Origin of the sequence: Paenibacillus sp. USHLN196 (genome assembly GCF_037144955.1) — a bacterium.
Classification (GTDB): Bacteria; Bacillota; Bacilli; order Paenibacillales; family Paenibacillaceae; genus Paenibacillus; species Paenibacillus xylanexedens_C.
The window spans coordinates 148,580-174,381 of record NZ_JBBCYH010000012.1; the positions used below are offsets into that span (position 1 = coordinate 148,580).

Here is a 25,802-nt window from a genome sequence, read left to right on the forward strand (position 1 = left end):
TTTATCTGTCAGCTGCCACTTTAGAATTCACTAAATCTCTTTCTACGTATGGGATGCTACCGCTTAATACCTGTTTCGGTTAACCCATCAAACCTTTAGATCAGCCAAACGAACAACCCTGCGATAGTACATCGCATCCATCAAATCCTCCCAATCGAGCCCACTGGCATTAACGTCTCGATAATACACCGCAGCAGCAGGCAAGAAACCAACCAGAGGTCCTGTCCCACCACAAATCAGACTCCCGCCGTCCCCGCCTTTGGGCATTACGTCCCCAGTCGAATCCAGTGTAAGCTCATACTTGTAGGGGTCTCCGACAAATTGCACCCCGAAGAAATTCGGTAGTTCCAGATCATAAGGACGATCATCCTTTTCAAATAAAGAAGGGTGCAATTCTGTCGATTCATCCACGTTCTCATCTACGCCTTCCAGACTTCCAAAGTGCTTCAATCTCATCGTATAGTCGAAGCTGTCACCCCAAGGAAATAACGTGCGACAACCGCCACCATAGATATACTCCCACTCATCCTCGGTCAGCAAGCCAAAGCCGGCCGCTGCTTCCTCTGTCACGACGTCCTCCAGTTCTATTCCTTCGTTGAACCACAGGATTTGGACTTCATCCTCACTTTGGCGAACCAGACGGAATTGTTGATGCAATTCATATTCACGTATCTCCGACTGCTTAAATTGCTCCAGTGCTGACGGAAAATCAGGATTTTCTTGCGCAAATGCTTCCTCCTTGGATACTTCAATCCAGCCAAGCGAGATCAGTTCGCATTCCACGAGCATCGGCGCAATACTCACTTCTCTCACCGGTGACATCTGACTCGCCAGAAACGAATCCACGTCCTCCACACCATATTCACTTACCGTTTCGAGCAGGTCGGTTGAAGTCTCTTCGTTCATTCCATGCTGCCAATGATCCCAGCCCAGCGTTACTTGATCCCCAGGGACAAATACAAACCGCAAACCTTCCTGCGTAAACACACCTGTCACCATCCGCTGACCGAATCGTTCAAATGTCTCGAGACCCTTATATGCCATACCATCCGGTAACTGATGAACAAGCTTACGCATCAAAGCCTCTTTCTCCTGAGTATTCAACGCCTGCCACATCTCTCGAGTCAATGCTTCCACGACTTCCCTCACCCTTCCTTATACAACTCCAATTCCCTGAAATACTGTACCATCGCAATCTTACTTGTCTTGCTTACACTTTTATTTCCCTGCGGCCTGCAACAGTTCCAGCAATAATTCCTTCCGTCTTCCCTCCGCTTTGCGAGCGAGCGTTGTGAGCTTCTCCACCTTACCGAAGATCGGATAGAGTACACGTTCCGCTTCATAATGCTCAAGTTCTTGAATCTGTCTAACCAACAGTTCGAGTATTTCCTCACTCTCCAGCTCGGGCTGAATCTTCAGCTTCAGACTATCCGTCGCACGACGCAAGCTGGCGACTAACGCAGGTATGGATTGAGCCGTTACACCCTGTTTTTCCACAAATGCCGCAATGAACTTATCCTGAATTAACTGATGCTCATCATCCACTTCGCCCATGTAATATTCAACCAGCGGAAAATACCGCTCATCCACGAGCCCCAGCCCAAAGGTTGCATAACTGCCCGGCATACAGCTTTTCTCTCCCTCGGTATCCTCATAAAACTCAAACTCTTGGATAGCCCCACGCGCATACTCTTCCAGGAGTGGATGCAGCTCCGGGTACTCCAGTGCATTGGCAAAGAATCGGTGGGTATCCGACTTCGCGAGTCCTTTGATCGGCAAATACTGCTTTACGCCAGATTTGAGCTTGATCTTATAACTTTTCGGGAATCCCTGCTTCAATAAATGCGTGATAAAGGTAAGTGCCTGCTGATAGGCACCCGGCTCTTCCTTACGAATGTGAATGGTCATCAGTGCAAATACATCATTTGCTTTGCATTCAACCAGTTCCGTTTTCACATGAATATCGTCCTTCGCATACGTACCGCTACCTTCCGTCATCATGCTTGCTGCACGGCGGCTACCCAGCTGCTTCGCGAGTTCCAGGAAAGTCAGACCTTTGGGTTTGCTATAACTGGGCTCAAAACGTAGAATCATGACTGCTGCGTATAACAGCAAATCGATTGGTTGAGACCCAGGTGTTTGCTGCTTCCGAGGCTCGTCCAAATGTTGGCCTGCCTGTGTCTCAACGTTCGACTCCAGCGTTGCTCCTGGTTTTAGTGAATACTCATTGGCACGATATGCTGAAGATTGCACATCATAATACTGTGGCAAAAATTGATTTTCTGCCCATGCCGTCACCGCACGAGTAATCTCACCACGATGTTCTGCCAGTGCATCCGGACGACCCTGATTCAACTCTTGAATCCGGTCATACTGCCGGATGGTCCAAGCTGCATCCAACTCCGGGAACAGCTTAGGATCGAGCAGATGACTCGTCAAAAAGAAGGATTCCAATGGCTTCGTTGGATATGTACCGTGTTCCAGCTTCTTGTCTACATAAGTATGAATACGCTCAAGGAGCAACTGTCTTTTCTCTTCATTAATATATTCCAGTAACGTCAATTGCAGCTTACCTTCGGTAGTTGGGAATTTCCCACGGAAGGTGAAGCGGTAGTCAATCAACGGTGTGTTAGCCAGCTTGTCCAATCTAACTTGGACAACCTCTGCAAGCTTAGGCCCGATCTCATTGCGCACCTGTTCCTCAGTAAAGGCTCCTGCCTGTTTCGATTTCCAACCATCATCCAGACCTAGATCCAGACTGTCTACTGTGGTCCGTCCAGGTCTGTAATCCAGCACAATATCATTAAAGATGCCCATTTGCAGTGTTGTTCGCTTCACAACACTTTCCAAGTCATCCCGTTTTTCCTGTTCATCAAACCATTCATGAATCGTCGTAATCATCTCTTCCATCGCCTGATCATAAAGTGTGCTCATCTAATCTCCTACCTTCCCATACATCTTATGATGTTCATCAACCACACTTGAACCTCTATGAATCCCGAATCAATTCGAGGCATCTACATTAAAAATACGTATTGATGTTCGTATATTACCTATTATTTTACTCTCTCAAGTACACCCGGAACAATACGGCTTACGCACGGTTGCTTGCTAGTCAAAGAGATCTACGGATTCCTTTTTTTTCATATCTATGTACGCTCTTGGCATGCCCTCGCTATCATCATCCCTACGTTGTATAATCATTGTATTCCTTTTCAGGAGGTCTGACGAAATGAGCTACAGCAAATACTTCCCCTTGGAAAACTATTTGAATCAAGTTTCAATCACCCTTACATATGCAGAGCTTGAGGAGATTCTCGGATTTACTTTACCCCCTACAGCGTATAATCGCGAACAATGGTGGGTGAATAATTCCAATAATCATACACAGGCACTATCCTGGTTAAATGCCGGATGGAAGGTGGAAAATGTGATTTTAGGAAAACAAGTAACTTTTGTGCGCTGCGAGTCCTAATTGATTATGTACTTACTTGCACTGATGGTACTCGTCATTTCAGGTTCAGTGTGCTTAATAGATATTTTGTTCGGTATAAAAGATTCGGGTGAAGGAACCCGATTATTGGTTACGACTTCAAAGGCTCTATTTTGCTTATCCTTGTTGTTTTTTGTCATTAAAATTCCTACTAAAAAAGCAGAGTAGATCCGATGAATTCATCAGTTCTCCCCTGCTTTATTGATTAATTGACTGTCTTATACCATTCGTTCACTTCCGCTGTAATATCATCCCCGCCCATGGACTTCCACTTCGTGACAAACGCATCAAATTCCTCAATGCCCACCTGACCATAGATGATCTTGCTGAACGTATCCTTTTCCAGCTTGTCGATTGCATCCTTCTTCATTTTCATCGTCTCGGTCGGTGCCCCGGTGAACTTGTTCTTGATCGCATTATCTTTATTTGCAACGACGACTTCAGCGGCGACAAATACTTCCGGTTTGTTGGCAATTTTCGTATTTTTCTCAAAAGGGGTCTCCGGCTCTTTGCCCTTCGCAAGTTCCGCCAACGTATCCATCATGAGGTTCGGAATCCGTGCACCGTCATACGTAATCGTATATTTGAGTGGGGATACGCCATCTTTCACTTCAGCTTCACCAACCACTTTGCCGTCCACGATGTCATAGTCGTATCCTTGCGCGAAGCCATGTTCGAACTCGCTGCCCACTTCCGGATTAGCAAAGTTGTCGAACAGATAATTTTGATACGTGAAGAAAATCTCCGGGTTCGCCATATCCTTATTAATCAGCACCACCCCGTTACTTGCACCAGAACCATGTTGATGGCTCTCGCCTGTTGGCCCTGTAGGTAAGGCAATGGCCTTGTACGTGGCACCGTCCACATTTTTCTTCACATCATCAATCGGCCAGTTTGGCATCCAGTGTGGTCCCACAATAATGCCTGCTTTACCTGCGGTGAACAATTCTGCTGCCTTGATCTCGTCATAGACACCCGCTTCTTTGGGCAGATAACCTTTGGACAACCAATCTTTCATCGTTGCAAGACCTTCCTTCACACCTGGCTGAATGGAGCCATATTGCAGTGTTCCGTCTCCGGCATCATTCCACTGTCCAGGCATCGTGTTGTACATGCCGAAGATCCAGCCGGATTCCGTCATCCAGGTATTGAGCGCATTTTTCATACCCACGGTCAGACCATACGTATCTTTCTTACCGTTCCCATCGGGGTCCTGATTCGTAAAAGCATCCATGACCGTAACCAGTTCATCCATGGTTTTTGGTTCTTCCAGTCCCAGCTTTTTCAGCCAGTCTTCCCGAATAAACATGACCGAATCGCCGTTGTAGGCATAATCGAAGATTGGAATGCCATAACGCTCGCCCTCATACATGTACGGATACCATTCCTCCGGTGCTGATTCAGAAGCCTGTTTCCATGTGTCCGAAGCATATTGGTCAAACAACTCGCCTGCATTCGCAAATTTGCTGGACTCAATTAATTCCCGGACCAGATTGTAGTCTCCCCGAATGGAGACGATATCCGGCAGTTCTTCGTTAGCGGACAGGGACAAGCGTAATTTCGTGTAAAATGCATCATTGGTCACTGATACGGCCCACGGTGTGGTCAGATCGATGCCAAGTCGTTCCTTAGCCCATTTGGTATGCACATTGTTCTGTGCCGTTTCCCCGTTCTTGAATTTCGTATCATCATTCCAGGCCCGCAAATAACTCATCTGTACCGCCGGTTCATACTTCCCGTCTTGCAGAGCAAGTGGTGCAGCGGCTTCCTTCGCCGGTTCTTCCTTGGCCCCCGAACTACATGCCGTTACAGCAACCATCGTGATTGCGAGTAAAGCCGTCATCATTTTTCTATACATAAACTAACCCCTCCTCAGGTAACTTGGATACCCTTATGTGCCAAATGCACCTTACATGAAAAGGATAGTGCAGCCGGGGAGGCAAACATATATCACAATTTCAATGTTCATATTGATTTGTTAACCGTTCCGAAAATCCTGCGGGGTCAGTCCATAATGTTTGCGGAACACCTGAATGAAATAAGGCGTGTTGTTGTACCCCACTTCCTGACCGACTTCATAGATCTTCATCGCCGTATGCTTCAGTAAATGAACCGCACGTTCCATTCTGGAACGGATAATATAATCACTAATGCCTTCACCTGTGGATTGTTTGTACATTTTCGACAGATATACCGGGTGCAAATGCACCTCTCCGGCAATGACTTGCAACGATAGATCCTCGCCTAGATGATGGTCAATCCATTGCTGCACCTGTCGAATCAGCGTTGATCCGGCATCCTGTCCCGCATCGCTTGTGCTCTCTTCCCACTGCTGCATCACAGACCGAGTCCACGTTTCCAGACTACGCAGCGAGATGCCATAACCATCCTTGAGCAACTGCTGGTACTGCTCGCCAAGCACTTCGGCTAACTGTCTTCCTTCCCGATGAGCCATATAGGAGAATGCTGCCGCCAAATAATGAAAGGCCACATACACATGTTCCGGGAACACACTGTTCGACAGTTCGGCAAAGATCTGATCAATCTTGCGGTGTGCATCCTCCATGCGCCCGGCTTCCAGTAACGTCGTCAGACCCGGCGGTTCATACAGCGCTGCAAGAGACTTCAACGTGGCCCCATTGGTTCCTGCCGCCGCATTCAGATGTAATCCTTTGCCAGCCTCGGCTTGCTTGCGAAGCGCACTCACGGCTTGATGATATAGTTGCGGCACCTGATCTGGGAAACGCCCCATACGACTAACGGACAGGGAAATGGTCGCGTTCAGATATTGCCTCACACTGTGGATTAACCGTTCTCCAAGCCGTCCCATTAGCATTTCCGGTTCGGCTTGGGTTTGTTTGGGACTGGCCATGAAGACCAGATCATCGTAGGCGTCATCCGTATGACAGAGATGATAGGTACTGCCGTAGATCTCTTCCACCACATTGGAGATGGCATACTTCATCAGTCGAAACGCTTTATGTGTGGGTTGATGGTCATCATACCGGATGAGCAGCAGTTGCATTTTATCCTGTGGACGGAACCCGATCTCCAGTTGCTCCAGCTTGCCTTCGAGTTCAGCATCCGCAAATTTATGCCCTAACAGTACATCCTTCATCAGCTCCGCCCGCTTCTCAGGCAGATGTTCCCTTACCGAATACATGGCCCGCTGATGCAGCATTTGTTTCTCACCCTCCAGGCGAATCTGCACGGCGGCCTGCTGCACGGATTCGATCAGTTCCTCATCTCGAACCGGTTTGAGCAGATAACTAACCGTCCCATGTTTGAGCGCCTGCTTCGCATAATCGAAGGAGGCATGCCCCGATAAAATAATACATTTCGTCTGTTCCCACTTTTGCCTGATGTGACTGACCAGATCCAGACCGGACAGACCCGGCATGCGGATATCCGTGATAATAATATGGACCTGATGTGATGCCATATGTTCCAGAGCTTCTTTGACTGAATAGGCTTTGAATACCTGACCAATCCCGTGTTCTCTCCACGGTATTGAGACAGCGATCGACTCTACTGCCGAATGTTCATCATCCACGACCATCAGATTCATCATGCGATTGTTCCTCCTCAAACCATCGAATTTCTACACTTAGTCCACCATAGGGAATCGCTCCAAAATGAAGCCCGGACGACAGCCCATATCGCGTAACGAGACGCTGGTGCACATTCCACGTGCCTGTTCCAATCTCTTCACCCATTGGTTCATTGATCTCCCGTTCCAATTCGGCAATCTCTTCCGCTGTCAGCGTGACACCATCGTTATCAACAAACAGGCTATATCTTGTATATTTCCGACCCTCAATATGTTCGGGCACCGCCATCCCCGTTACAACGACATGCCCACTGCCTTCCATCGGCTCAATGCCATGGATCACCGCATTCTCTACGATGGGTTGAATGAGCAATCGCGGAATGTGAAGCAACATCAGTTGCTGCGGTACGGCAATCTCGTAGGTCAGCCGGTTGGTCCGCATCTGTTGAATGGACAGATAATGGTCCAGCAGCCGGATCTCTTCTTCCACTGTTGTCATGTCATTCTCGCCCCGTGTAATGTAGCGATAGTAGTCTCCCAGACTTAGCGACATGGCAATAACCGCTTCACGGTTGCCAAGCTGGGTCATATTTTTAATATAAAACAGGCAGTTGTACAGGAAATGCGGATTGATCTGTGATTGCAGATGTTTCAATGTCGCTTCCCGTGAACGGATACGTTCCTCGTATACCTTCTCGATCAGTTCCTGAATCTGCTCTGCCATATGGTTGAAACTCTGGGTCAGGTACGCGAATTCATCACGGGAGTGATCGACCGGAATCCGAGTGGACAACTGGCCTTTGCGAATCTGCTGCAGCCCTCTCATCAAACGATGGATTGGCACCTGAACTTTTCGATACAAGAGCAGTGCAGCCCCGATACTTAGCACCAGCAGCAACAGAATGGATGTAATAAACATATTCCGGCTCTTGTCCATCGGGTTCAGCAGATCATCCAATACCACCGGGTTCACGTATACCGCCTGCAGTTGTTTGGAGTGCACATAACTGACCAGATATTGCTTGTCGCCTACCTCCAATTGATGATTGCCTTCCCTCTCCGCTCCGTTAAAGGGGATATCCCGCATGATCGCTTCGACCAATTTGGGGTCCGCCGTACGGTTCAGCAACGGATCGTTACCTGGTACCAGCAAGAAAGGATCTCCCCCCTGCGTCTGTTTAAAATCATCCAGCATGGCAACCACATTCATCGGGTCAAAATTAATCTCCATCACCGTTCGTACACCTGTGTTCACCGGTTTTTCATTCCACTCATAGTTATCCGTGAAAAAGTAGGTGAAACTCCCCTGCTCCAGCTGCCATTGGCCCGGTTGCGGAAACGTCAACATTTTCTCGTTGTAGACCGTCCGGCTGGACATGGTGGATAACACAAGTTCCGCTTGTGGCAGCACAATAGTAATATCGTTCTTCCAGCGGCTGGTGGACTGGTACAATGATAATTTGTCGAGAATATCCAGATAGATACTGTTCTTCTCATATTGGCTGGTGGAATCCGTCATGTAACGGTAGTGCAGGATACTCGGATCTCGCAGCAATGTCAGACCATACAGGGAGAGCTGCTCGATATTTTTATCCACCTGGGAACTGAAATAATTGAACTGGTTCAGACTCGACTGCTGTTTCTCCTCCACTACCATGTCCACATTTGCCTGGTTCGCGTATGTATACAGCAGCAGAATGGGTACCAGCAAGCAGATTAGAAGAATGACCGTCTTCGCAAATACTGTGAATTTCATCGTTTCACCCTGTCCCTGAATTTGAAGTCTTTCTATACCGAAGTCCTATTTTATATTGAAAGCCCTTACAATTCTATATGATTTTTTGTTCTCCCGCTTTCCTGTGACTTGAAATCCTCTGTTCCCATCAACAAGTTAATATTTCAACATCTGCATTGAAATGTTGTTCTATAGTCCGCCCTTTTCCGTTGCTATAATTCAGTTGCTCCACTCTGTACAGAGGCTTACTCGCCTCATTATGCCAGGGCTGGACGAGATAAAGGAGGGACCCTGATGGCTATGGAACAACCGTTAACAACCAATACGCCGGTGCGAAAAATGACACCCCATCCACGCAAACGTACCCGCTGGAATTTCAAACGCACATGGCCGCTGCATCTAATGCTGCTGCCTGCTGTACTGCTCACATTACTGTTCGCCTATGTGCCCATGGGCGGCATTATTATTGCTTTTCAGGACTTCAAACCGTGGCTGGGGTTCACTGGCTCCAAATGGGTGGGCTGGGACAACTTCCAGTTCATGTTCGAATATCCCGACAGTGTTCAGGTCATCTGGAACACGGTACTGATTGCTTCAATGAAAATCGTGGCCGGACTTGTGGCCCCCGTGGTGTTTGCCATTTTGCTGAATGAGGTTCGGAACTCCACGTTCAAACGTTTCTCACAGACCTTGGTGTATCTGCCCCATTTCCTGTCCTGGGTTGTCCTGGGCGGAATTCTGCTCGACATGTTATCACCGGAAGGTGGGCTGGTAAACCAGGTGCTGGCCGCGGCTGGTGTTGAACCGATCTTCTTTCTGGGGGATGGCGACTGGTTCCGTGTCACGGTCGTTGTCAGTGATGTGTGGAAGGAGTTTGGATTCGGTACGATTGTATTTCTGGCAGCACTTGCGGGCATTAACCCGGCATTGTACGAGGCTTCAGAGGTCGATGGGGCAACACGACTTCGACAGACATTGCACATTACCCTGCCTGCACTCGTGCCGATGATTATCGTGGTAGGTACGTTATCGCTGGGCAATATCCTGAATGCAGGCTTTGACCAGATCTTTAACCTGTACAATCCCTTGGTATATGAGAAAGGCGATATTATCGATACCTTTGTCTACCGGATGGGGATTCTGAATGGCAAAATGAGCTTTGCAACCGCCGTTGGACTATTCAAATCATTTATCGCGATGTTCCTGGTCATCTCTGCGTACCGGATGGCGTACAAAATCGCCAATTACCGTATTTTTTGAGGAGGAATCAAGGTGTATCACAAAACAACCGGGTACCGTATATTCAATGGGTTCAATCTGATATTCATCGCGGCCGTCTCGATCCTGTGCATCCTGCCGCTGGTCCATATTCTGGCCGTTTCCTTCAGTGGTAAAGCGGCAGCATCCGCCAATCTGGTGACACTTTGGCCCATTGATTTTACGGTGGACGCCTATACCAAAACATTTGGTAACAGTAACTTTCTGAGTGCACTCTGGATTTCAGTCCAGCGTACGGTTCTGGGCACACTGCTCAGTATGACACTTGTCTTCCTGACGGCTTATCCGTTATCCAAGGAAAGTCTACACTTCAAGGGGCGTTCGTTATATGCGTGGTTTTTCATCTTCACGATGCTATTTAGCGGGGGATTAATTCCTTCTTATATTTTGATCCAGAAGCTTGGGCTGATTAATACGATGTGGGCTCTCATTTTGCCGGGAGCAGTGGCTGTCTGGAACCTGATTCTGATGATGAACTTCTTCCGTAACGTGCCGAAAGAGCTGGAAGAGGCTGCATTTATCGATGGAGCCAACCATATCACGACCCTGTTCAAAATCTATCTGCCTGTATCCATGCCGGCCATTGCCACGATCTCTTTATTCACCATGGTAGGTCAGTGGAATTCCTGGTTCGATGGGTTGATCTATATGAATGATGCTTCCAAATATCCACTCGCCACGTTAATGCAGACCATTATCGTACAGCAGGATTTCTCTAATATGAACGTGGATGCAACACAGCTTCAGAACATGTCTCAGCGTACAGTGAACGCGGCTCAGATCTTTATTGGCGCCCTGCCGATCCTGCTCGTATATCCGTTCTTGCAGCGTTTCTTCGTAAAGGGGATTGTGCTCGGGGCGGTAAAAGAGTAAGGCAAACACACGGAATCCCTTCTTGGAATTCTTTGTTCAAAAAGGTCATGATTTCAGTTGATTCGAGATTGTTCTCCCGCGAGTTGCGTTGTTATATTCATTAATCAACTCATCCAGCACCATGGATTGGCGAATAACCTCCGGATGCCATAGTTCCGGATACTGAGCTGCAATCTGGTAGAGTCTTTGCCGTGCATGTTCGATACACTCCTGAATGGTTTCCGGATTATGTACCATACTCCCGCCCCCTGTTGTCCTTGAAATATCATCATCCAAAAAAGACCATCTAATATAATATTCGGAACAAGAGGGGATTTGGATTACCCCAAAATTAAAATTTTGGTTATTTTTTCTTGTAAAAGTTATTATTAACGTGGATCACATAACCAAATTTAGATGTAAGTTTACATGCAAATAAACCGGGCAGGCTCTTATGGCCTTTCCGGTTCTATTCATGCTGAGCTTTTCAATTTTCTCTATCATATACCACTCACCTTAAACCAACGTCATCAAAGCGATTGCCTATCGTCTCCGGAAAGGCATGTTTAATGGCATCAATGGCACGTTGTTCGGTCGCTCCTGCCTTCCGGATAAGCTCAATCACGCTTTGCACACAATCTGGTTCTCTCGAATCCCAAGCGATGGGGTCATCAATGAACTCAATGATCATTGTATACAGTTTTGCGAGTAGCTCATACTCGTTTATGACCTGATCCATTTGAATGGACAGATGCTTAAGTCCTGCAACATAAGAGGCAATATCCAATCTTGATTTGGCATAATAGCGCAGCACAGTTGCCGCTTGTTCTGTGTCATATGTTCCTGACTGCAGAACGGCAGCAATAGCATCATACGCAGCCGCCCCACAGGCATAATCTTGGGACGGCAGCATATAGTCATGGGTTTCCCATTTGTATACAGCCTGGATTAACGATTCCTTGCAGACTTCCCATAGATCTATGGGTGCACAGGCTTCCAGCACCTGATAGTACCAGTAGGGTGTACTGTTCCTCCCAAACGAATCATAGGGCAGACGAATGACTTCATTGCCTTTACTTTCACAGATGAATAGCACCCGTTCCACATCATCATATCCAGTAACAATGACAAATTGATCGTGCCAGAGAATCGCACCTACGCCCCGGTCAATGGAAGCTTTGATATCCAGAAGAGCCTGCTTCTGATACAGGGGAAAGGTTGGTTCGAACGAAAAGCCCGCTGCCTGGCTCGCCGTCACGCCAATGAAGTCAGCCGCGACGAAGTTCTCTGCCATCCAGTTGTATGCCGAAATTGATTCTGACGTCAGACGCCGATCCACCACTAGTCTGAATGCACTTGCTGTCATACCTGCAATCATGTGGTGTGGGAAAACCGTCCACTGTTTATGTAATAAAATGAGATACAACGCATCTGTATACGCGCTCACACCACTCCATGATCTGTATGCATCAGCAGAATTCACAGCTTGCGGGGATTGAATCCAGTCCTGCAATACTACTTTTGTGGCCATCATCCTTCACTCCCTTCCTCTCTCATTCTATCGTGCGGAATGTACTCCCCATCGTGGTATAGTGGACCGTTTACGGTCAGGATACTTCCTGGATATCACTCGAAAATAATCAATAGCCTGCTCTTCCAATGCTTTCGCCTTCAATAGTACATATGCCAGATCTTCTGTGGTGTCTGGTCGCAAGACACGTCTGTTCTCCTGCTGGACCATATATCCTTTCATTAGGTCAATTAACGTCCCAAGCTGTTCATAACATGCACAAGCCTGGTCCAGTTCGTTCCATACCCCTCGAACATCCTGCAAATACATCCGTATTTCGGTTCGCGAATGGCAGAAGGATTCCAAAATATACCCTGCACCCGACTCATCGAAATTCCCACTCCGCAGGGCCTGCACCCACACATCATATGCTTGTCTACCTGAAGCAATATTTCGATCAGGTAAGAGACGATAGGGGATATCCCAATCCTCAATCGCCAGTCGCAGGGATTCCAGCAGCATCTGCTGTTCAGGGATGCGGACCTGATCACCAAACATCTGACAATACCAAAACCCTGTAAAATTCAAGCCGAAATTATCATATAGCAAAATCTGCGCTTCCTTGCTCCATCCGTCTTGCACATAAAAGACGCGGTCACTGTCATCATATCCATGAATAACACCGAACTCAGGAATCCAGTAAATCACACCAGTGCCTTCATTAAGACTACGTCTCACCCAATTCACTGCATCCTGCTGGTAATAACCGAACGTGGAATGACGTGTACGTCCCCCATCCCAGATCGTGAATATCCCCAGGTTATCGACTCCGGGACGATGTGCTTCCCCCCATTGTCCATACGCTGTAACCGACATGGGAAGTAGACTGCGATGCACCGACAGCTTGAAAGCCATTCCCGTATATCCGGCAAGTACATACTTGGAACCTTGAAACTGGCCCGTATGGGTGAGTATCGCATGCAGACTATCCACGTACGATTTGGACTCCCGCTTCATAATGAGGTTATCTAAAATAATCTCAGCCAAGGAAGTATCTTCTCCTCTCTATGCTGCTTTATTCCACGTTTTGCTTACGTTGTATCGCGAGCCTGTCAATTAATCCTTCTGCGCTTTGCTGAAGCTTGCGTCTAAGCCACCCAGGAGACAAAAGTTCCTCCCATTCGCTTATAAACAAATGCTGCAAGAAAGCGTCCGTGTCATAAAATTCAATTGAATAAATCTGATCTTGCCTAGCCCGAATACGATACCCTTGCCATAGGTCCATTTGCTGCAATTCTTTCAAGCGAATCTCAGCTACAAACGGTTTACGCACAGGCAGTGGTTCTTCCCATCCACCTAGGAGAGCATCTGACCTGTACTCAAATCTCTCATCCAAGATCGATACATGAACAATGCCCTCCAGTCGAATGGCCACTTGCTGCATAGGATCTGCTTCATAGCCGACCACATAATCGGCGTTGAACTGGGATATCATTTTCAATGGACACAAGGAAAACTGCCGTTCTCCATCGTGATCCCTGTAATGAATATGCACTCTGCGCAAGTCGGTTATGGCATGGGACAACAATTCAAAGAATTGCAGCTGCTTCGGTTGCGCCGAAAACACTGGAAGCTCCCTACTTCCCATCTGCTGTTCCTCCAACGTAAAACGCTCCAGTAAATGCGCTACACGTTTCACCGCGTCCGATTGATCATAATCGTAATGTCTATAGCGATGCGCCAGATATTTCAGCACACGCTGCTCCTCTTCTGTCATATACAAATGAGGCAACCGAAAGGTCTGATCCTCGTAACAATAGCCCCGATATTTCGCCATATACACCAAAGGGGCCCGCAGGGAGCTTGCCATATATTCAATATCACGCTGAGCCTGACGACGGGAGATTTCAAATTCACGGGCAAGCCAGCTGCTGTTCGGAAAACGTCCACCCCGAATCTGTTCGTCAAACCAGTGAATCCGGTGCATGTTACTCATCTTCCCGCCCCCATCTCATCCAATCCTAATATATTCCATTATATCAAAAGACATGGCCCGTTCCGAAGAACAGGCCCGTTATGTTATACGTGTGCCTTATCCACTCTGGATTGCACTGCTTTGGAGCATTTCTTGCATACTTTCAGACTTGTACCGTCTGTTTTTGTTTGCGTATATAACAATTTAATTCGGGTACTGCTGCACACCGGGCATGTTCCCCGGCCCCTGGAAGGAAGACTCCACAAGATACGTCCTCTTTTGGTTTTTGCCAATGGTTGTGAACCTCTTTTCGATATGGTTTGTGTGTTCACCGTTATTATATAGGGCATGGTACGACACAGAATGTCGTAGCAGGATTAAAGGTAGTTCAAAAAATAAAAAATGTCCCCTCTTCGACCTGAAGAAAGGACACTATTTAGGAAGGATCTGTGCTCGTCTGTGCTGCGGCCTGCAATAATGGTTGCAAGAGCCCTGGAAAGCGTGTTTCCAGATCATCGGACCGCAAGGTGAGAAAATGCTGTGTGCCCTGCACTCTGACCCGAATAACTCCGGCTTCCCGCAGGGTCCGAATGTGATGCGACATCGTTGACTTCACAACAGGTGCATGAAAATGACTGCATGGCTGCTCCCCGCTTCTCGCTGCTTCCACAACAATCCCAAGACGGGTCGGGTCGCTTAACGCATACAATACGGAGGAAAGTTCAATATCTGATACTTGTGGATGATGTAAAATCTTCATACTGTAGTCTCCTTTTTTCAGACTATCCATTGTATTTTAACACAGATCCATGATATATTTCTAATGTTCGACACCAATCGAACTTTAATGATTTCGTTATGTACCCCCTGCTGTCAGGCACGGGATTGACATCATACTACATTTTGCAAATGTTACACACTGTTTCTGAAATGTTGCGAAATACACATCACTCACTCCAGGAGGTTTTTATGAACAACACCGCAACCGCATCATCAGGGGAACGGACCGGAATACAGGAAGGATTAATCGTAAGCTTGCTCGGCTTCACCGTTGTACTCGTTGTGATGAATACAATGATGTTTAATCTGGCCCTGCCCAAAATAGCAGCCGAATTTATGCTTACATCTGTCGCTTCCTCATGGATTGTTACAGGGTATTCCATTGTATTTGCGATTTCCTCGATCACGTTCTCACGTCTATCGGATTTCATACCCATTCGTACATTATTCACGACCGGGCTCACTTTACTCGGTGCCGCATCCGTTCTCGGTTTTTTCAGTGATCACTTCATCATTCTGCTCATTGCACGTCTGATCCAGGCTGCAGGTGCTGCATCGGTTCCTGGGCTCGCCATTGTGCTGATTACTCGGTACATTCCACATGATCGCCGGGGTAAATCGATGGCTGTCATCATGTCCGCCAGTTCACTGGGTCTTGGACTTGGTCCCGTCATCGGCGGAAGTATTACTCAGTTTTTGGGATGGCATGATCTGTTTATCGTGACGGGTTTAACATTGTTCTTGATTCCTGTATTCTTCAAACTGCTTCCTCGGGAAACACCGCAAAAAGGTTCATTTGACCTGTTGGGTGCCGTGCTTCTCGCCATCGGTACTACGGGTGTACTGTTATTCCTGACTTCCCGTCAGTGGTTCACACTTGTTATCGGTGCTGCGGCACTGCTTCTGTTCTGGCTCCGAATTCGGCGCGCGGCAGATCCATTTGTTCAACCTGCTTTGTTCAAAGACAAAAAATATATGATGCTTAGTTCACTAGGAATTGTATCGTACATCAATAACTTCTCAACGCTGTTCCTACTGCCACAGATTTTGGCGCATCTGTATGGACTAACACCTTCTCAATCCGGGCTTGTCATCTTCCCGGGTGCAGTCGTGTCCATGCTGCTGTCCAACCGGATCGGTCGAATGATTGACCGACACGGCAATACGTTGCTGTTGAAGTTTGCACCATGGCTGCTACTGGCAGCTGCCGTGTTATTCGCCTTATTTGCAGACAATAGCATCTACGCCATCATGGCCGTGTATGTCCTGCTCAGCGTAGGCTTCTCTTCCCTAACCACCAGCGTGTCCAATGAATTGTCTGGCAATCTGACCATGGATCAGGTCGGTGCAGGTATGGGATTGTTCCAACTTAGTCAGTTCTTCAGCGGTGCTTTCAGCGTTGCTGTCACTGGTGTAGCGTTAACTGCGATGCAAAACATGCCGCTATCCTCAGCGTACACCAATATTTTCTGGGGCATGACTGTGGTTGCACTCGCATCGGTTATTTTCTCTCAGGTGTATCTGAGAATGCAGTCACGGAAAGTCACGGAAACAAGTCATCAGATTTAATATCTCATCTTAACTCGTTACATCATCGTATTTATCTCAAAGAAACCAGGTAGGGCCACTTCAGTCCAAACCTGGTTTTTAATTGTATACAAAAAGGATCGTCAGCATTTCTGCAACGATCCTTTTTGTCACTCCTCTAGTTGAGAGCAGCTACGCTCTTTTCACACGCAAAATATATTGTGGATTCGGTTACACAAAATGCAAAATTCCACATTTTCCTTCCTGCACGTAGAACAGGTACTCAATATGTCGCTTTTGGAGCAAAATGACCTTGATTCTTTAGAGCATAGTCAAAAAAACGAAGGATGAGTTCATTTTGAGTCTCAATCGCGTAATATTTATCGATATCTGCTTTTCTGCCTTCATGCAACAGGTTTGCCAATATAGGCGAGAATAAAGGTAGATCGGTTAAACTTAAATGTTTTGCGCCTTTAAAATGAACGTTGTATGCATCTTTAAAATTTTCATTCGAAATACGATTCGCGATATACGGAGAACTGCTGTAGAGCTGTATCCACACATCATCCGAATAAACGTTTAGAAGCGGGATGGTGAAAGCTTCGGATTTTGCAGTTATTTCTTTCGTAACGTTATCATACAAAAGCTCGCTAAAGAACGGAGCATCTATATTTACTACGGCGTTAATGTCATCGCGCTCTCTGCTCAGTGCTACGCTTGCTGCCCCCCCCATAGAATGACCGAAGACACCTATTTTCTGTGTATCGATGCGTTCATATACAGAATCTTTTTTTTGCTCGGCTTGTTCCAGAATCGTATTTATGACAAAATCCATATCATCCGTTCGCAATTTCATCCATTTTTGAGTTAGCTCGTAAAACTCACCAAGCGAATAAACCCCATCTTTATTTGCATTGTTGACTTCTTGCATGTATTCGGGGTTAATCGTCACGATTTTTCCATCCTCGGAAACGGTATAAAATGAATGATAGGGATGGTCAATCGAAACGACGAAATAACCGTGGCTCGCAAGTTCTGTAAAGGTAGAAGTGTTGCTTGCTTTAATACCGAATGCTCCATGGGAGAACACAAGCAAAGGATAGGTTCCTTCTGCCTGTTCAGGATACCAAAATTCCACGTTAACAGACCGATTGTCTTCCTGATCCGTAAATTCTTCGATACGATTCTTGTCCATATAGCTGTATGTGGCGGTAGCCACTGCATACGGACCTGTCACTTGTGGCAACCTAAACTGTGGAAAAAGTAAAACCGGAACAAGGGTAACAACTACTGTTAGTGTTAACAAAAGGAACTTCCATATCGTAGAGAAAGCTTTGTAACGTGAAGTGTGTGTTTTTTTTCGCAGAAGTGCAACCATTTCTTTGAACGCTAATATAAAGAGCAAGCTTGCAAACAGCCCCCAAGTGTACTCCCATACGACAACTTTCCCCAAGCTCAGCATCATGAATCCTATAAACATTGCGATCCTCGTCCAACTCTTTATCTTGCTGCGGTTTTGCTTGGTTGCAATGGAATAAACCGCAATTGCCAGCTCAGAGACCAAAGTAACGACAAGTATTAAAATCTCCATAAGACTTCTTTACTCCTTCTCCAACTTATTATGAGTTCATCATAATAAGTAGTCGAGCAGGTGTATACGCATAAACGATAAGCTGTAGCTGAGAGCCAATAAGTTGTAAAAAAACTTACGATACGAATATGACTTTATTTAGGAGCAGTTTGTATATATCTTCTAAACCTCGCTTTTAAATTTTTTTAGTCTTTCATTGATCTTTTCAGCTTCCTTTTTGTCATTCTTATACGTTAGTAGGCGAACGATAGCGTATACTGCGGCAATTTGCAAAGCCAATAATAGTATACTGAAAGTACCGTTTACAAGATTCAATATGACAGCCAGAGAAATTAATAGGGCTTCCAGAAAAAAGAAATGCAAAATCACTCGGAGGCGCATTTTATTCTCGCTAATCGCATGCGGCGTATATAAAACAACTCCGGTCAAAGCACCCAGAAAAGAGAAAGCCATAATTATAAAAATAGTCTGTAATTCGAAACTTGCATCAGGAGCATAGATTTGCCGCAAAATAGCGATGATTATAATTATAGAAGCGAATATAATTAAGAAATCTCTAATCATTTCTTTTATGAGCTTTGAATACTTCATATAGGTCCCCTTTTATAATCCAAGTATGTGTTTAAGCATTGGCACATACTGCCGTGATATGACTACCTTCTCCCCATTATCCAATAGTGCTTGAAAACGGCCGCTGATCGACGGATGAATACTGGAAATCTTAGCTATATTTAAAATGGTTGATTTGGAGGCGCGAAAACAATGTGTCTCTTTGCAAAGTTCCTCCAGTTCATAAAGCTTTTGTTTGACTTCATGAACGGTGTTCTTACAATACGCAAACACTTTTCCGTCAACAGCTTCAAAATAATAAATATCACTAATTTTGATGCGGCTGATTTTATCCTCATGATAACCAAGTATCATGAGCGTTTCGGTTTTTACTTTATTAACGAGCTCATGTATTTTTTCGTCTACTTGGTGACACCTGATACGGATCTCCTCTTCTTCTGTATGGTCTATTACTTCAATGAAAATTTTTATAAATATCACCCTCGAAAATTCGAATTAAAACTTGTTAACATTTATAACGTGAATAATATAACGAAAACGCATAAGCTTCCACTTAAAACTTAATTCCATACATAGGAGATTTCCCAGTGAAAGATGACGGACTACGAAGGCCAATTGGTCGAGAACCGCTCTGAGAGCCTGCATTCTGGGGCTCGTCGCCTTTGTATTCATTCCACTAACCTTTCACACAGACGCAAAAAACAAAACAACCCCAAGGACGCATTCATCGCTCCCCAGGGCTATTATTCTATTGATGCTCACTTCTATATTCTTCTAAACATTTTTACTATTCAAACAAGTCCAGACGAAGACGCTTCAGGCTCGTATGTTTGATATACCATTGGCCGTCGATTTTGACAAAAGTCTCGTGGTAGTGCCCAAATCCGTGGAAGGATTTGTTCTCATTGCCCTCCGGGAACGTTACCCAATCTTCCATTGGGGAGATGACCTTCGCTTCGTTATCGGATACAAATTCAACTTCTGCGCTATGTACATGATGCACGGTTACGGCAACATCCACCAGATCACGGAATACTTTTACGATTGTATCACGGCCTGTTAATACCGGAATCGGATTGCCTTCAGTGCTAAAATCGGCGACTGCATCCGGAGCGAACACGTCACCCAAGGTATCCCACTGTTTCGTATCAATATAGCGGCAATAGCGCGCCTTGGTGTTCCGAATGTTTTCCAGCGCGAGCAATTGTTCCAGTCCTGTAATCGTTGATTGGCTCATGTGTTGTCCCTCCAGAGATGTAAAATGTGATGTAAGATTTGGATCATGTATGTACGCATACTATACCTTCCTTATTGTACCATTCGACTTCTATTAGGTACAACGACATATTATACGCTTGAATATTAACCACTCAACTGACTCTTGAAAGGTCACCTTGCAACGAAATACCTACGACTCAAAAAAATCTTTCCTTACCTCTCACGAGGATGGGGAAAGATTTAGACAAAATCGATATTTCAGACGAATACATCGTTCATTGATATTTCATTAGCCGCAAGTTACAGGGTATGTGCACCCTTCATCTGGGAAGCCAATTCTGACATCTTTTTATTGTTCAAAAAACTCTCCATCTCTTCTTCCGCCTGCACCATCACCTGCTGGATCAAGCAGCCTGCGTTATGATTCTGGGAACATTCGAACAGGGAAGCCTGACCTTCAATCGCATGAATGATTTCCAGGAAGGAAGGATCCGGATTTTTACGACTAAGTCGGTAGCCACCATTGGCGCCAGAAGTAGATTCAATCATGCCCGCCTTAACCAATTTGGTCAAAATTTTGGACAGATAGGTTGGGGATACCTTTTGCAGTTCTGCAAGTTGGTGTACGCTAACCAGCTGCTCAGGGGCAGTACTTACAAGATGAAGCATGGTATGCAAAGCATAATTTGTCGCTTTTGAATATTTCATGAGGGCACCTCATTATACACGGATTTAATTTATCCATAATAGACTTGATTAAGCTCTCTGTCAAACTACTGTACTTCAAGCGCTGACAACATCGAAAGAAAACGGATTAATTGTGATACAATCCTCGATAATCCGTAGGTGTCATCCCCTCGTGAGCCATGAATTGACGGTTAAAATAACTGGCATTGGGATACCCTGCGTCCTCCGCAATCTGTCCAATATTGGCCGTAGGCCGTTCCAGCAGCCATTGTTTCGCCATCTGTAACCGTGAACGAGTGATAAACTCCATAGGCGTCATCTCCACAGCACTCTTGAACATTTTGCAAAAGTAATACGAACTCACACCTGCGAGATCTGCCCAGTCTTGTAACAGGAAAGGTTGGCAGGCCTCCTGCTGCATCTGTGGAAGCAGCGCAAGAACCCGACTTTCCGCCTTGCTGGTAGTGCGTGTGCTCTTTAAAGGTACCGCATGCTGCACGAACTCAGCGAGTACAGCATAGGTCAGTGTGGATAGCTGAGCTGGACGCAGCATGGTGTTCTGTTCCGCTTCGGTCAGCAGGGCCAGATGAGCCTCTTCCCATGAGCTACGCTGCCGCAGCGTCCACAGCAGATTGCGATGTAATCCCCGCTCGATCATATAATCATGCAGTCGTTCACCATAGAAGTGCACCCATCTTACATCCCACGGATCATCTTCACTGCTGTAATAATGCTGTTGCTGCTGCGGGAAATAAAGCACGGCCTGACCTGCACGAAGCTCATGCACCACCCCGTCCACTTCCACGTATCCTTTGCCCGCAGCGACATAGTGAATATTAAAATTGTTCAGTACGCCTGCCTCCCGTAATACGGAATGCTGGGGATGATCCATATAGTGTCCGACGGATTCCGGATAACAAAAATATGGAATATCCTGCAGGGTTAGCAATACAGTTTGCCTCATCATAGCGACTTCTCCTTACTTAACAATATTGTGTCAACTAACTTCAATATATTATCATTTTAATTCGATCATCTATTCCTTATAATCACAATATACATTTATACACAGGAGGAAACAACACATGAATCCAGTTCAAAAATTGCGTTGGGGCATTCTTGGTAGCGCTAGCATTGCTGTGGAATCCGTCATTCCAGGCTTGCAGCAATCCGAGTTGAATGAAGTAACCGCGATTGCCAGTCGGGACGAAGATAAAGCCAAGCAGACGGCCAATCAACTTGGGATCGACAAGGCTTATGGCAGTTATGAAGCTTTGCTCGCGGATGATTCCATAGATGCCGTATATATTCCGCTACCGAATCATTTGCATCGGGAATGGACGATCCGGGCAGCTGAGGCAGGCAAACATATTTTGTGCGAAAAACCACTAGCTCTGACAGAGCAGGAAGCTCAGGAGATGGTTCAAGCTTGTGCAGATGCAGGAGTGCAGCTGGCCGAAGCGTTCATGTACCGCCATCATCCACGTTACGATCAGATCAGAGACATCATTGCCAGCGGTGAGATTGGTGAGATCCGCGGTATTCACAGTACATTTTCGTTCAATAATTCCAATGCATCCGGCAATGTCCGCTTTCGGCGGGATTGGGGTGGAGGTGCACTGTATGATATCGGATGTTATTCCATCAGCGTAGCACGTCTGCTGCTTGGTCAAGAACCAAGTGCAGCCACTGTTATTGGCATGTTCTCCCCAGAGCATGATCAGGTCGATATGATGGCCTCCGGACTGCTGGAATTCGATAATCACGTTGGCGTGACCTTTGACAGTAGCATGTGGGCAGCATTCCGCAATACGCTGGAGGTACTGGGGTCCGAAGGAATTATTGAAGTCCCTTCCGCATTCGTCAGCGAGCAGGATCGCAGCTCCAACTTCTATGTAACGGCTGGCGGTGAACGCAGAGAGATTGAAGTCCCGCAAGTGAACCACTACTCTCTGCAGGGAGATGATATGGCACGTGCCGTCCTTCAAGGCAAGGATCTGCGCTTCGCCCCTTCTGATGCAGTAGCTAATATGAAAGTACTGGAAGCTTGTCTTCGTTCAGCGGAACAACGCACACGAATTACACTATAATCGAGAGGATGAACTGAGTTATGGAATATATCGAAATTGCTGGTGCAGGTAAACGCGTCTCCCGATTGATTAAAGGAACCGATTATTTCGTGCATGATGCCTACGATAAAGCAGCTGCCAATATGGATGCTTTTCTGTCCATTGGCGGTAACACCGTCGATACAGCACATATTTATTGTGATGGACAGAGTGAAGAAGTCCTTGGTCGTTATATGAAGGAACGCGGTAACCGCGACCAGATTGTCATTCTCACCAAAGGCGCGCATCATGACCAGAACGGACCACGCGTTAACGCTGAGGCGATCCGTAGTGACTTGCTGGAAAGTCTGGAACGTCTACAGACGGATCATGTAGAGATGTATGCCTTGCACCGGGATGATCCCAATACCCCTGTGAGTGTTATTCTTGAAGCACTGAACGAACATATTGAATCCGGCAAAATCGGAGCCATCGGTGCCTCCAACTGGACTTGGCAACGTTTAGAGGAAGCCAATGCGTACGCTGCGGCGAATGGCCTGAAGGGCTTCACCTTCAGCAGTCCGAATCTCAGTCTCGCCAAAGCCAACGAGCCTTTCTGGGAAGGCTGTGTGTCGGCAGATGCAGAGACGCTCGCATGGCATGAGCAAACCAAGCTGCCATTGCTGTCCTGGTCTTCCCAGGCACGCGGTTTCTTCACTGGACGATTCACACCTGAAGTTCGGGATAACGAAGATCTGGTTCGTGTATTCTATAGTGACGGCAACTGGGAACGATTGCGTCGCGCTGAGCAATTGGCGAATTCGAAGAAAACAACACCTATTCAGGTTGCACTCGCTTATGTATTGAATCAGAAATTCCCAACCTGTGCGCTGATCGGAGCCCAGAATCAGGCGGAACTGCTCTCCTGTGACGAAGGGTCTCGAATCACGCTGACTCCTGCTGAAATAGCATGGCTGGATCTGGGCAGTGAAGTGCCGGCTGGCATCTAAAGAAAGTTAATTATTCATCAACAAATACAGAAGGACTTACCCCAGAGCACATCTCTGAAGGTAAGTCCTTTATATCATAGATTAAGACATATAAAATGTTAGAAATTGCACTGTTATTCAGTTGAATTACAGCTTAATGATCTGACCTGTCTTCTCGGATTCGAATGCTGCCAGGATGACTTGCAGGGAACGCAAGCCCTCTTCCCCAGAAATCGCTGGAGGTGTTTGGGTCACAATCGACTCTACAAAGGCGTCAATCACACCACTCGGCACTTGTTTCTCGTTGGTAGCCATGGCACCGACTTTGTACGTTTCAACCGTACCGTTGGTCAACTCAACGATAACTTCATCGCCTTCCACTGTTCCAATCTTCATAACACCATTCTCACACCACAGTACTGTACTGTTGTCTCCGGCTCTGTATTGCGTCCAGCTCGCTACCAGCGTTCCGATTGCTCCACTCTTCATACGAAGCAAGCAAGTTGCGTTATCGTCAACCTGAGTGCCTTCTTTGTGCAGTGTGCTGATGAAACCAGCCACTTCAGATACTTCATCATTCAGCAAGTAACGGATGAAGTCTGATTTGTGCACGCCGAGGTCGCCCATAGCGCCCATAATCGCTTCTTCTTTACGGAAGAACCAGCTTTCAGCTCCGTCCACACTCCATGCTTCCGGACCCGGGTGACCGAAGGAAGTACGGAAATTCAGGACTTTACCGAGTTTGCCGGAGTCGAGAATTTCTTTTGCTTTGACATGAGGAGGCATCAGACGCTGGTTGTGTCCAACCATCAGATACACACCATTTTTCTTGGCAGCTTCAATCATTTGCTCGCCTTCTTCAGTGGATACTGCCATTGGTTTCTCAACCAAAACATGCTTGCCTGCATTTGCAGCAGCAATCGCCATTGGCGCATGCAGATAGTTCGGTGTACACACACTAACGGCATCAACCGTTTCGTTTGCAAGCAATTCTTCGTAACTGGAATAAGCTTTACCGCCGTAAGTCTCGGCCATCTTCTCCGCACGCTCCACAATCGGATCGGCAAAAGCGACAAGTTCTACGTTCTCATTGGCAGCGTACTCTGGAATATGTCTGCGCTCGGCAATGGCTCCACAGCCGAATACAGCAACTTTAATTTTACTCATGTACATAAGTCTCCTTTGACAAATAGATTAGCATTTTTCATGGTTCGATGGTCCATTAGAATTGGTTCAGGTAGTTTTCTTTCAGCCAGTTGTAGCTATTGGATACGCTCTCAAGCGGAGGGTTCTGACATACATCTTGTTCCACGATCAACCATTCCACGCCTGCATTCGTAGCGCCCTCAATAACAGCCGGCAGGTCAACCGAACCTTGGCCCAGTTCCAGCGTTTTCATCTGACCCTGTTCGTCTTTGCTGAAATCTTTCAGGTGAAGCAGCGGTAAGCGACCCGCATATTTATTAATATACTCGATCGGATTTTGTCCCGCAAATTGTACCCAACATACGTCCATTTCCACTTTTACCGCTTCCGGTGATGTTTGAGCGAACATGGCATCAAAGGCATTGGCATCGCCAACCTGGCCATGGAATTCAAAGTCATGGTTATGGTAACCGAAGATCAAACCTTGCTTCGCCGCTTCAGCTCCATATTGTTGTAACTCAGCGAACAGCTTGGTCCAACCTTCTGCATTCTCAGGACGATCTTCTGGCATCAGGTAAGGACAAATGATATATTGTGCACCAATTGTTTTCAGGTAATCGAGTTGTTTTTGCAAGTCTTCGCGCATCGCATGTAGTGAAACATGGCTGCTGAATCCTTTCAATCCAAGTTCATCTAGTAGCGCTTTCATTTCTTCGGCTGGAATGTCACCATATCCGGCAAACTCCACGCCTTCATATCCAAGGGCCGCTACCTTACGCAACGTACCACGAAAATCTGCTGCAGTTTCATCACGGAGTGTAAACAATTGCAAACCAATATTAAGTTTTTTCAT

25 protein-coding genes and 1 pseudogene are annotated in these 25,802 nt (G+C 46.5%); 6 read left to right on the forward strand and 20 right to left on the reverse strand.

Annotation, left to right across the window (positions count from 1 at the left end; translation table 11 throughout):
• Window positions 1-87: 87 nt before the first annotated feature.
• Both WFI24_RS25335 and WFI24_RS25340 read right to left on the reverse strand, forming a co-directional pair.
• Window positions 88-1,137 (reverse strand): hypothetical protein, encoded by a 1,050-nt coding sequence (locus WFI24_RS25335; RefSeq protein ID WP_336764815.1) that lies wholly within the window; start codon window positions 1,135-1,137, stop codon window positions 88-90.
• 81 nt (window positions 1,138-1,218) lie between these two features.
• Window positions 1,219-2,934: a DUF6138 family protein gene (locus WFI24_RS25340; RefSeq protein WP_336764816.1), complete on the reverse strand. Its 1,716-nt coding sequence runs from the start codon at window positions 2,932-2,934 to the stop codon at window positions 1,219-1,221.
• A 298-nt stretch (window positions 2,935-3,232) separates the two neighbouring features.
• On the opposite strand from WFI24_RS25340, the gene WFI24_RS25345 reads away from it, so the two are divergent.
• Window positions 3,233-3,475, forward strand: coding sequence for a DUF7662 domain-containing protein (locus tag WFI24_RS25345; RefSeq protein ID WP_036606815.1), 243 nt, complete (start codon window positions 3,233-3,235; stop codon window positions 3,473-3,475).
• A gap of 223 nt (window positions 3,476-3,698) precedes the next feature.
• Here WFI24_RS25345 and WFI24_RS25350 read toward each other — a convergent pair whose 3' ends face one another.
• From WFI24_RS25350 to WFI24_RS25360, 4 genes and pseudogenes are all read right to left on the reverse strand, one after another.
• Window positions 3,699-5,351, reverse strand: a complete 1,653-nt coding sequence (locus tag WFI24_RS25350; protein WP_336764817.1) for an extracellular solute-binding protein — start codon at window positions 5,349-5,351, stop codon at window positions 3,699-3,701.
• Window positions 5,352-5,471: 120 nt separating this feature from the next.
• On the reverse strand, window positions 5,472-6,329 hold the full coding sequence (locus WFI24_RS34575) for a helix-turn-helix transcriptional regulator (RefSeq protein ID WP_442956267.1): 858 nt from the start codon (window positions 6,327-6,329) through the stop codon (window positions 5,472-5,474).
• A gap of 447 nt (window positions 6,330-6,776) precedes the next feature.
• A pseudogene (locus tag WFI24_RS34580) lies at window positions 6,777-7,064 on the reverse strand (response regulator); the annotation flags it as partial.
• The gene (locus WFI24_RS25360) at window positions 7,039-8,799 is read right to left on the reverse strand and encodes a sensor histidine kinase (RefSeq protein ID WP_336764820.1); all 1,761 of its coding nucleotides are present in this window, start codon (window positions 8,797-8,799) and stop codon (window positions 7,039-7,041) included. The gene WFI24_RS25360 and the pseudogene WFI24_RS34580, both read right to left, overlap by 26 nt.
• A gap of 318 nt (window positions 8,800-9,117) precedes the next feature.
• Here WFI24_RS25360 and WFI24_RS25365 point away from each other — a divergent pair, with 318 nt between their 5' ends.
• Together WFI24_RS25365 and WFI24_RS25370 are read left to right on the forward strand one after the other, a co-directional pair.
• Window positions 9,118-10,038 carry an ABC transporter permease gene (locus tag WFI24_RS25365; RefSeq protein WP_336764870.1) on the forward strand — a complete coding sequence of 307 codons (921 nt, stop codon included), beginning with the start codon at window positions 9,118-9,120 and terminating at the stop codon, window positions 10,036-10,038.
• A 12-nt stretch (window positions 10,039-10,050) separates the two neighbouring features.
• Window positions 10,051-10,929, forward strand: coding sequence for a carbohydrate ABC transporter permease (locus WFI24_RS25370; RefSeq protein WP_017692164.1), 879 nt, complete (start codon window positions 10,051-10,053; stop codon window positions 10,927-10,929).
• Between the two features lie 45 nt (window positions 10,930-10,974).
• Here WFI24_RS25370 and WFI24_RS25375 read toward each other — a convergent pair whose 3' ends face one another.
• From WFI24_RS25375 to WFI24_RS25400, 6 genes are all read right to left on the reverse strand, one after another.
• On the reverse strand, window positions 10,975-11,166 hold the full coding sequence (locus WFI24_RS25375; RefSeq protein ID WP_036606805.1) for an aspartyl-phosphate phosphatase Spo0E family protein: 192 nt from the start codon (window positions 11,164-11,166) through the stop codon (window positions 10,975-10,977).
• Between the two features lie 253 nt (window positions 11,167-11,419).
• Entirely contained in the window at window positions 11,420-12,442 is a 1,023-nt protein-coding gene (locus WFI24_RS25380) for a hypothetical protein (protein ID WP_336764821.1), read from the reverse strand.
• A gap of 24 nt (window positions 12,443-12,466) precedes the next feature.
• Window positions 12,467-13,465 carry a hypothetical protein gene (locus tag WFI24_RS25385; RefSeq protein WP_336764822.1) on the reverse strand — a complete coding sequence of 333 codons (999 nt, stop codon included), beginning with the start codon at window positions 13,463-13,465 and terminating at the stop codon, window positions 12,467-12,469.
• Between the two features lie 28 nt (window positions 13,466-13,493).
• On the reverse strand, window positions 13,494-14,414 hold the full coding sequence (locus tag WFI24_RS25390; protein ID WP_336764823.1) for a helix-turn-helix transcriptional regulator: 921 nt from the start codon (window positions 14,412-14,414) through the stop codon (window positions 13,494-13,496).
• Between the two features lie 83 nt (window positions 14,415-14,497).
• Window positions 14,498-14,686, reverse strand: a complete 189-nt coding sequence (locus WFI24_RS25395) for a hypothetical protein (RefSeq protein WP_076334054.1) — start codon at window positions 14,684-14,686, stop codon at window positions 14,498-14,500.
• Window positions 14,687-14,829: 143 nt separating this feature from the next.
• Window positions 14,830-15,153 carry an ArsR/SmtB family transcription factor gene (locus tag WFI24_RS25400; protein WP_336764824.1) on the reverse strand — a complete coding sequence of 108 codons (324 nt, stop codon included), beginning with the start codon at window positions 15,151-15,153 and terminating at the stop codon, window positions 14,830-14,832.
• A gap of 209 nt (window positions 15,154-15,362) precedes the next feature.
• On the opposite strand from WFI24_RS25400, the gene WFI24_RS25405 reads away from it, so the two are divergent.
• Complete coding sequence (locus WFI24_RS25405; RefSeq protein ID WP_336764825.1) at window positions 15,363-16,742, forward strand: MFS transporter; 1,380 nt, start codon at window positions 15,363-15,365, stop codon at window positions 16,740-16,742.
• A gap of 241 nt (window positions 16,743-16,983) precedes the next feature.
• Here the strand turns inward: WFI24_RS25405 and WFI24_RS25410 are convergent, their stop codons facing one another.
• The 6 genes from WFI24_RS25410 to WFI24_RS25435 form a co-directional block, all read right to left on the reverse strand.
• Window positions 16,984-18,291, reverse strand: a complete 1,308-nt coding sequence (locus WFI24_RS25410; protein ID WP_336764826.1) for an alpha/beta hydrolase family protein — start codon at window positions 18,289-18,291, stop codon at window positions 16,984-16,986.
• Between the two features lie 162 nt (window positions 18,292-18,453).
• Window positions 18,454-18,882, reverse strand: a complete 429-nt coding sequence (locus WFI24_RS25415; RefSeq protein WP_336764827.1) for a DUF3021 family protein — start codon at window positions 18,880-18,882, stop codon at window positions 18,454-18,456.
• A gap of 12 nt (window positions 18,883-18,894) precedes the next feature.
• Window positions 18,895-19,341: a LytTR family DNA-binding domain-containing protein gene (locus WFI24_RS25420; RefSeq protein WP_336764828.1), complete on the reverse strand. Its 447-nt coding sequence runs from the start codon at window positions 19,339-19,341 to the stop codon at window positions 18,895-18,897.
• A gap of 307 nt (window positions 19,342-19,648) precedes the next feature.
• Complete coding sequence (locus WFI24_RS25425) at window positions 19,649-20,098, reverse strand: nuclear transport factor 2 family protein (RefSeq protein WP_336764829.1); 450 nt, start codon at window positions 20,096-20,098, stop codon at window positions 19,649-19,651.
• Window positions 20,099-20,379: 281 nt separating this feature from the next.
• Entirely contained in the window at window positions 20,380-20,787 is a 408-nt protein-coding gene (locus tag WFI24_RS25430) for an RrF2 family transcriptional regulator (protein WP_145325891.1), read from the reverse strand.
• A gap of 106 nt (window positions 20,788-20,893) precedes the next feature.
• A complete protein-coding gene (locus WFI24_RS25435; RefSeq protein ID WP_336764830.1) occupies window positions 20,894-21,733 on the reverse strand; it encodes a helix-turn-helix domain-containing protein in 840 nt (279 codons plus the stop codon).
• Window positions 21,734-21,851: 118 nt separating this feature from the next.
• Here WFI24_RS25435 and WFI24_RS25440 point away from each other — a divergent pair, with 118 nt between their 5' ends.
• Both WFI24_RS25440 and WFI24_RS25445 read left to right on the forward strand, forming a co-directional pair.
• Entirely contained in the window at window positions 21,852-22,856 is a 1,005-nt protein-coding gene (locus tag WFI24_RS25440) for a Gfo/Idh/MocA family protein (protein ID WP_336764832.1), read from the forward strand.
• Window positions 22,857-22,876: 20 nt separating this feature from the next.
• On the forward strand, window positions 22,877-23,824 hold the full coding sequence (locus WFI24_RS25445; RefSeq protein ID WP_336764833.1) for an aldo/keto reductase: 948 nt from the start codon (window positions 22,877-22,879) through the stop codon (window positions 23,822-23,824).
• Between the two features lie 126 nt (window positions 23,825-23,950).
• Here WFI24_RS25445 and WFI24_RS25450 read toward each other — a convergent pair whose 3' ends face one another.
• Both WFI24_RS25450 and WFI24_RS25455 read right to left on the reverse strand, forming a co-directional pair.
• The gene (locus WFI24_RS25450; protein WP_145325895.1) at window positions 23,951-24,970 is read right to left on the reverse strand and encodes a Gfo/Idh/MocA family protein; all 1,020 of its coding nucleotides are present in this window, start codon (window positions 24,968-24,970) and stop codon (window positions 23,951-23,953) included.
• A gap of 55 nt (window positions 24,971-25,025) precedes the next feature.
• Complete coding sequence (locus tag WFI24_RS25455) at window positions 25,026-25,802, reverse strand: sugar phosphate isomerase/epimerase family protein (protein ID WP_145325896.1); 777 nt, start codon at window positions 25,800-25,802, stop codon at window positions 25,026-25,028.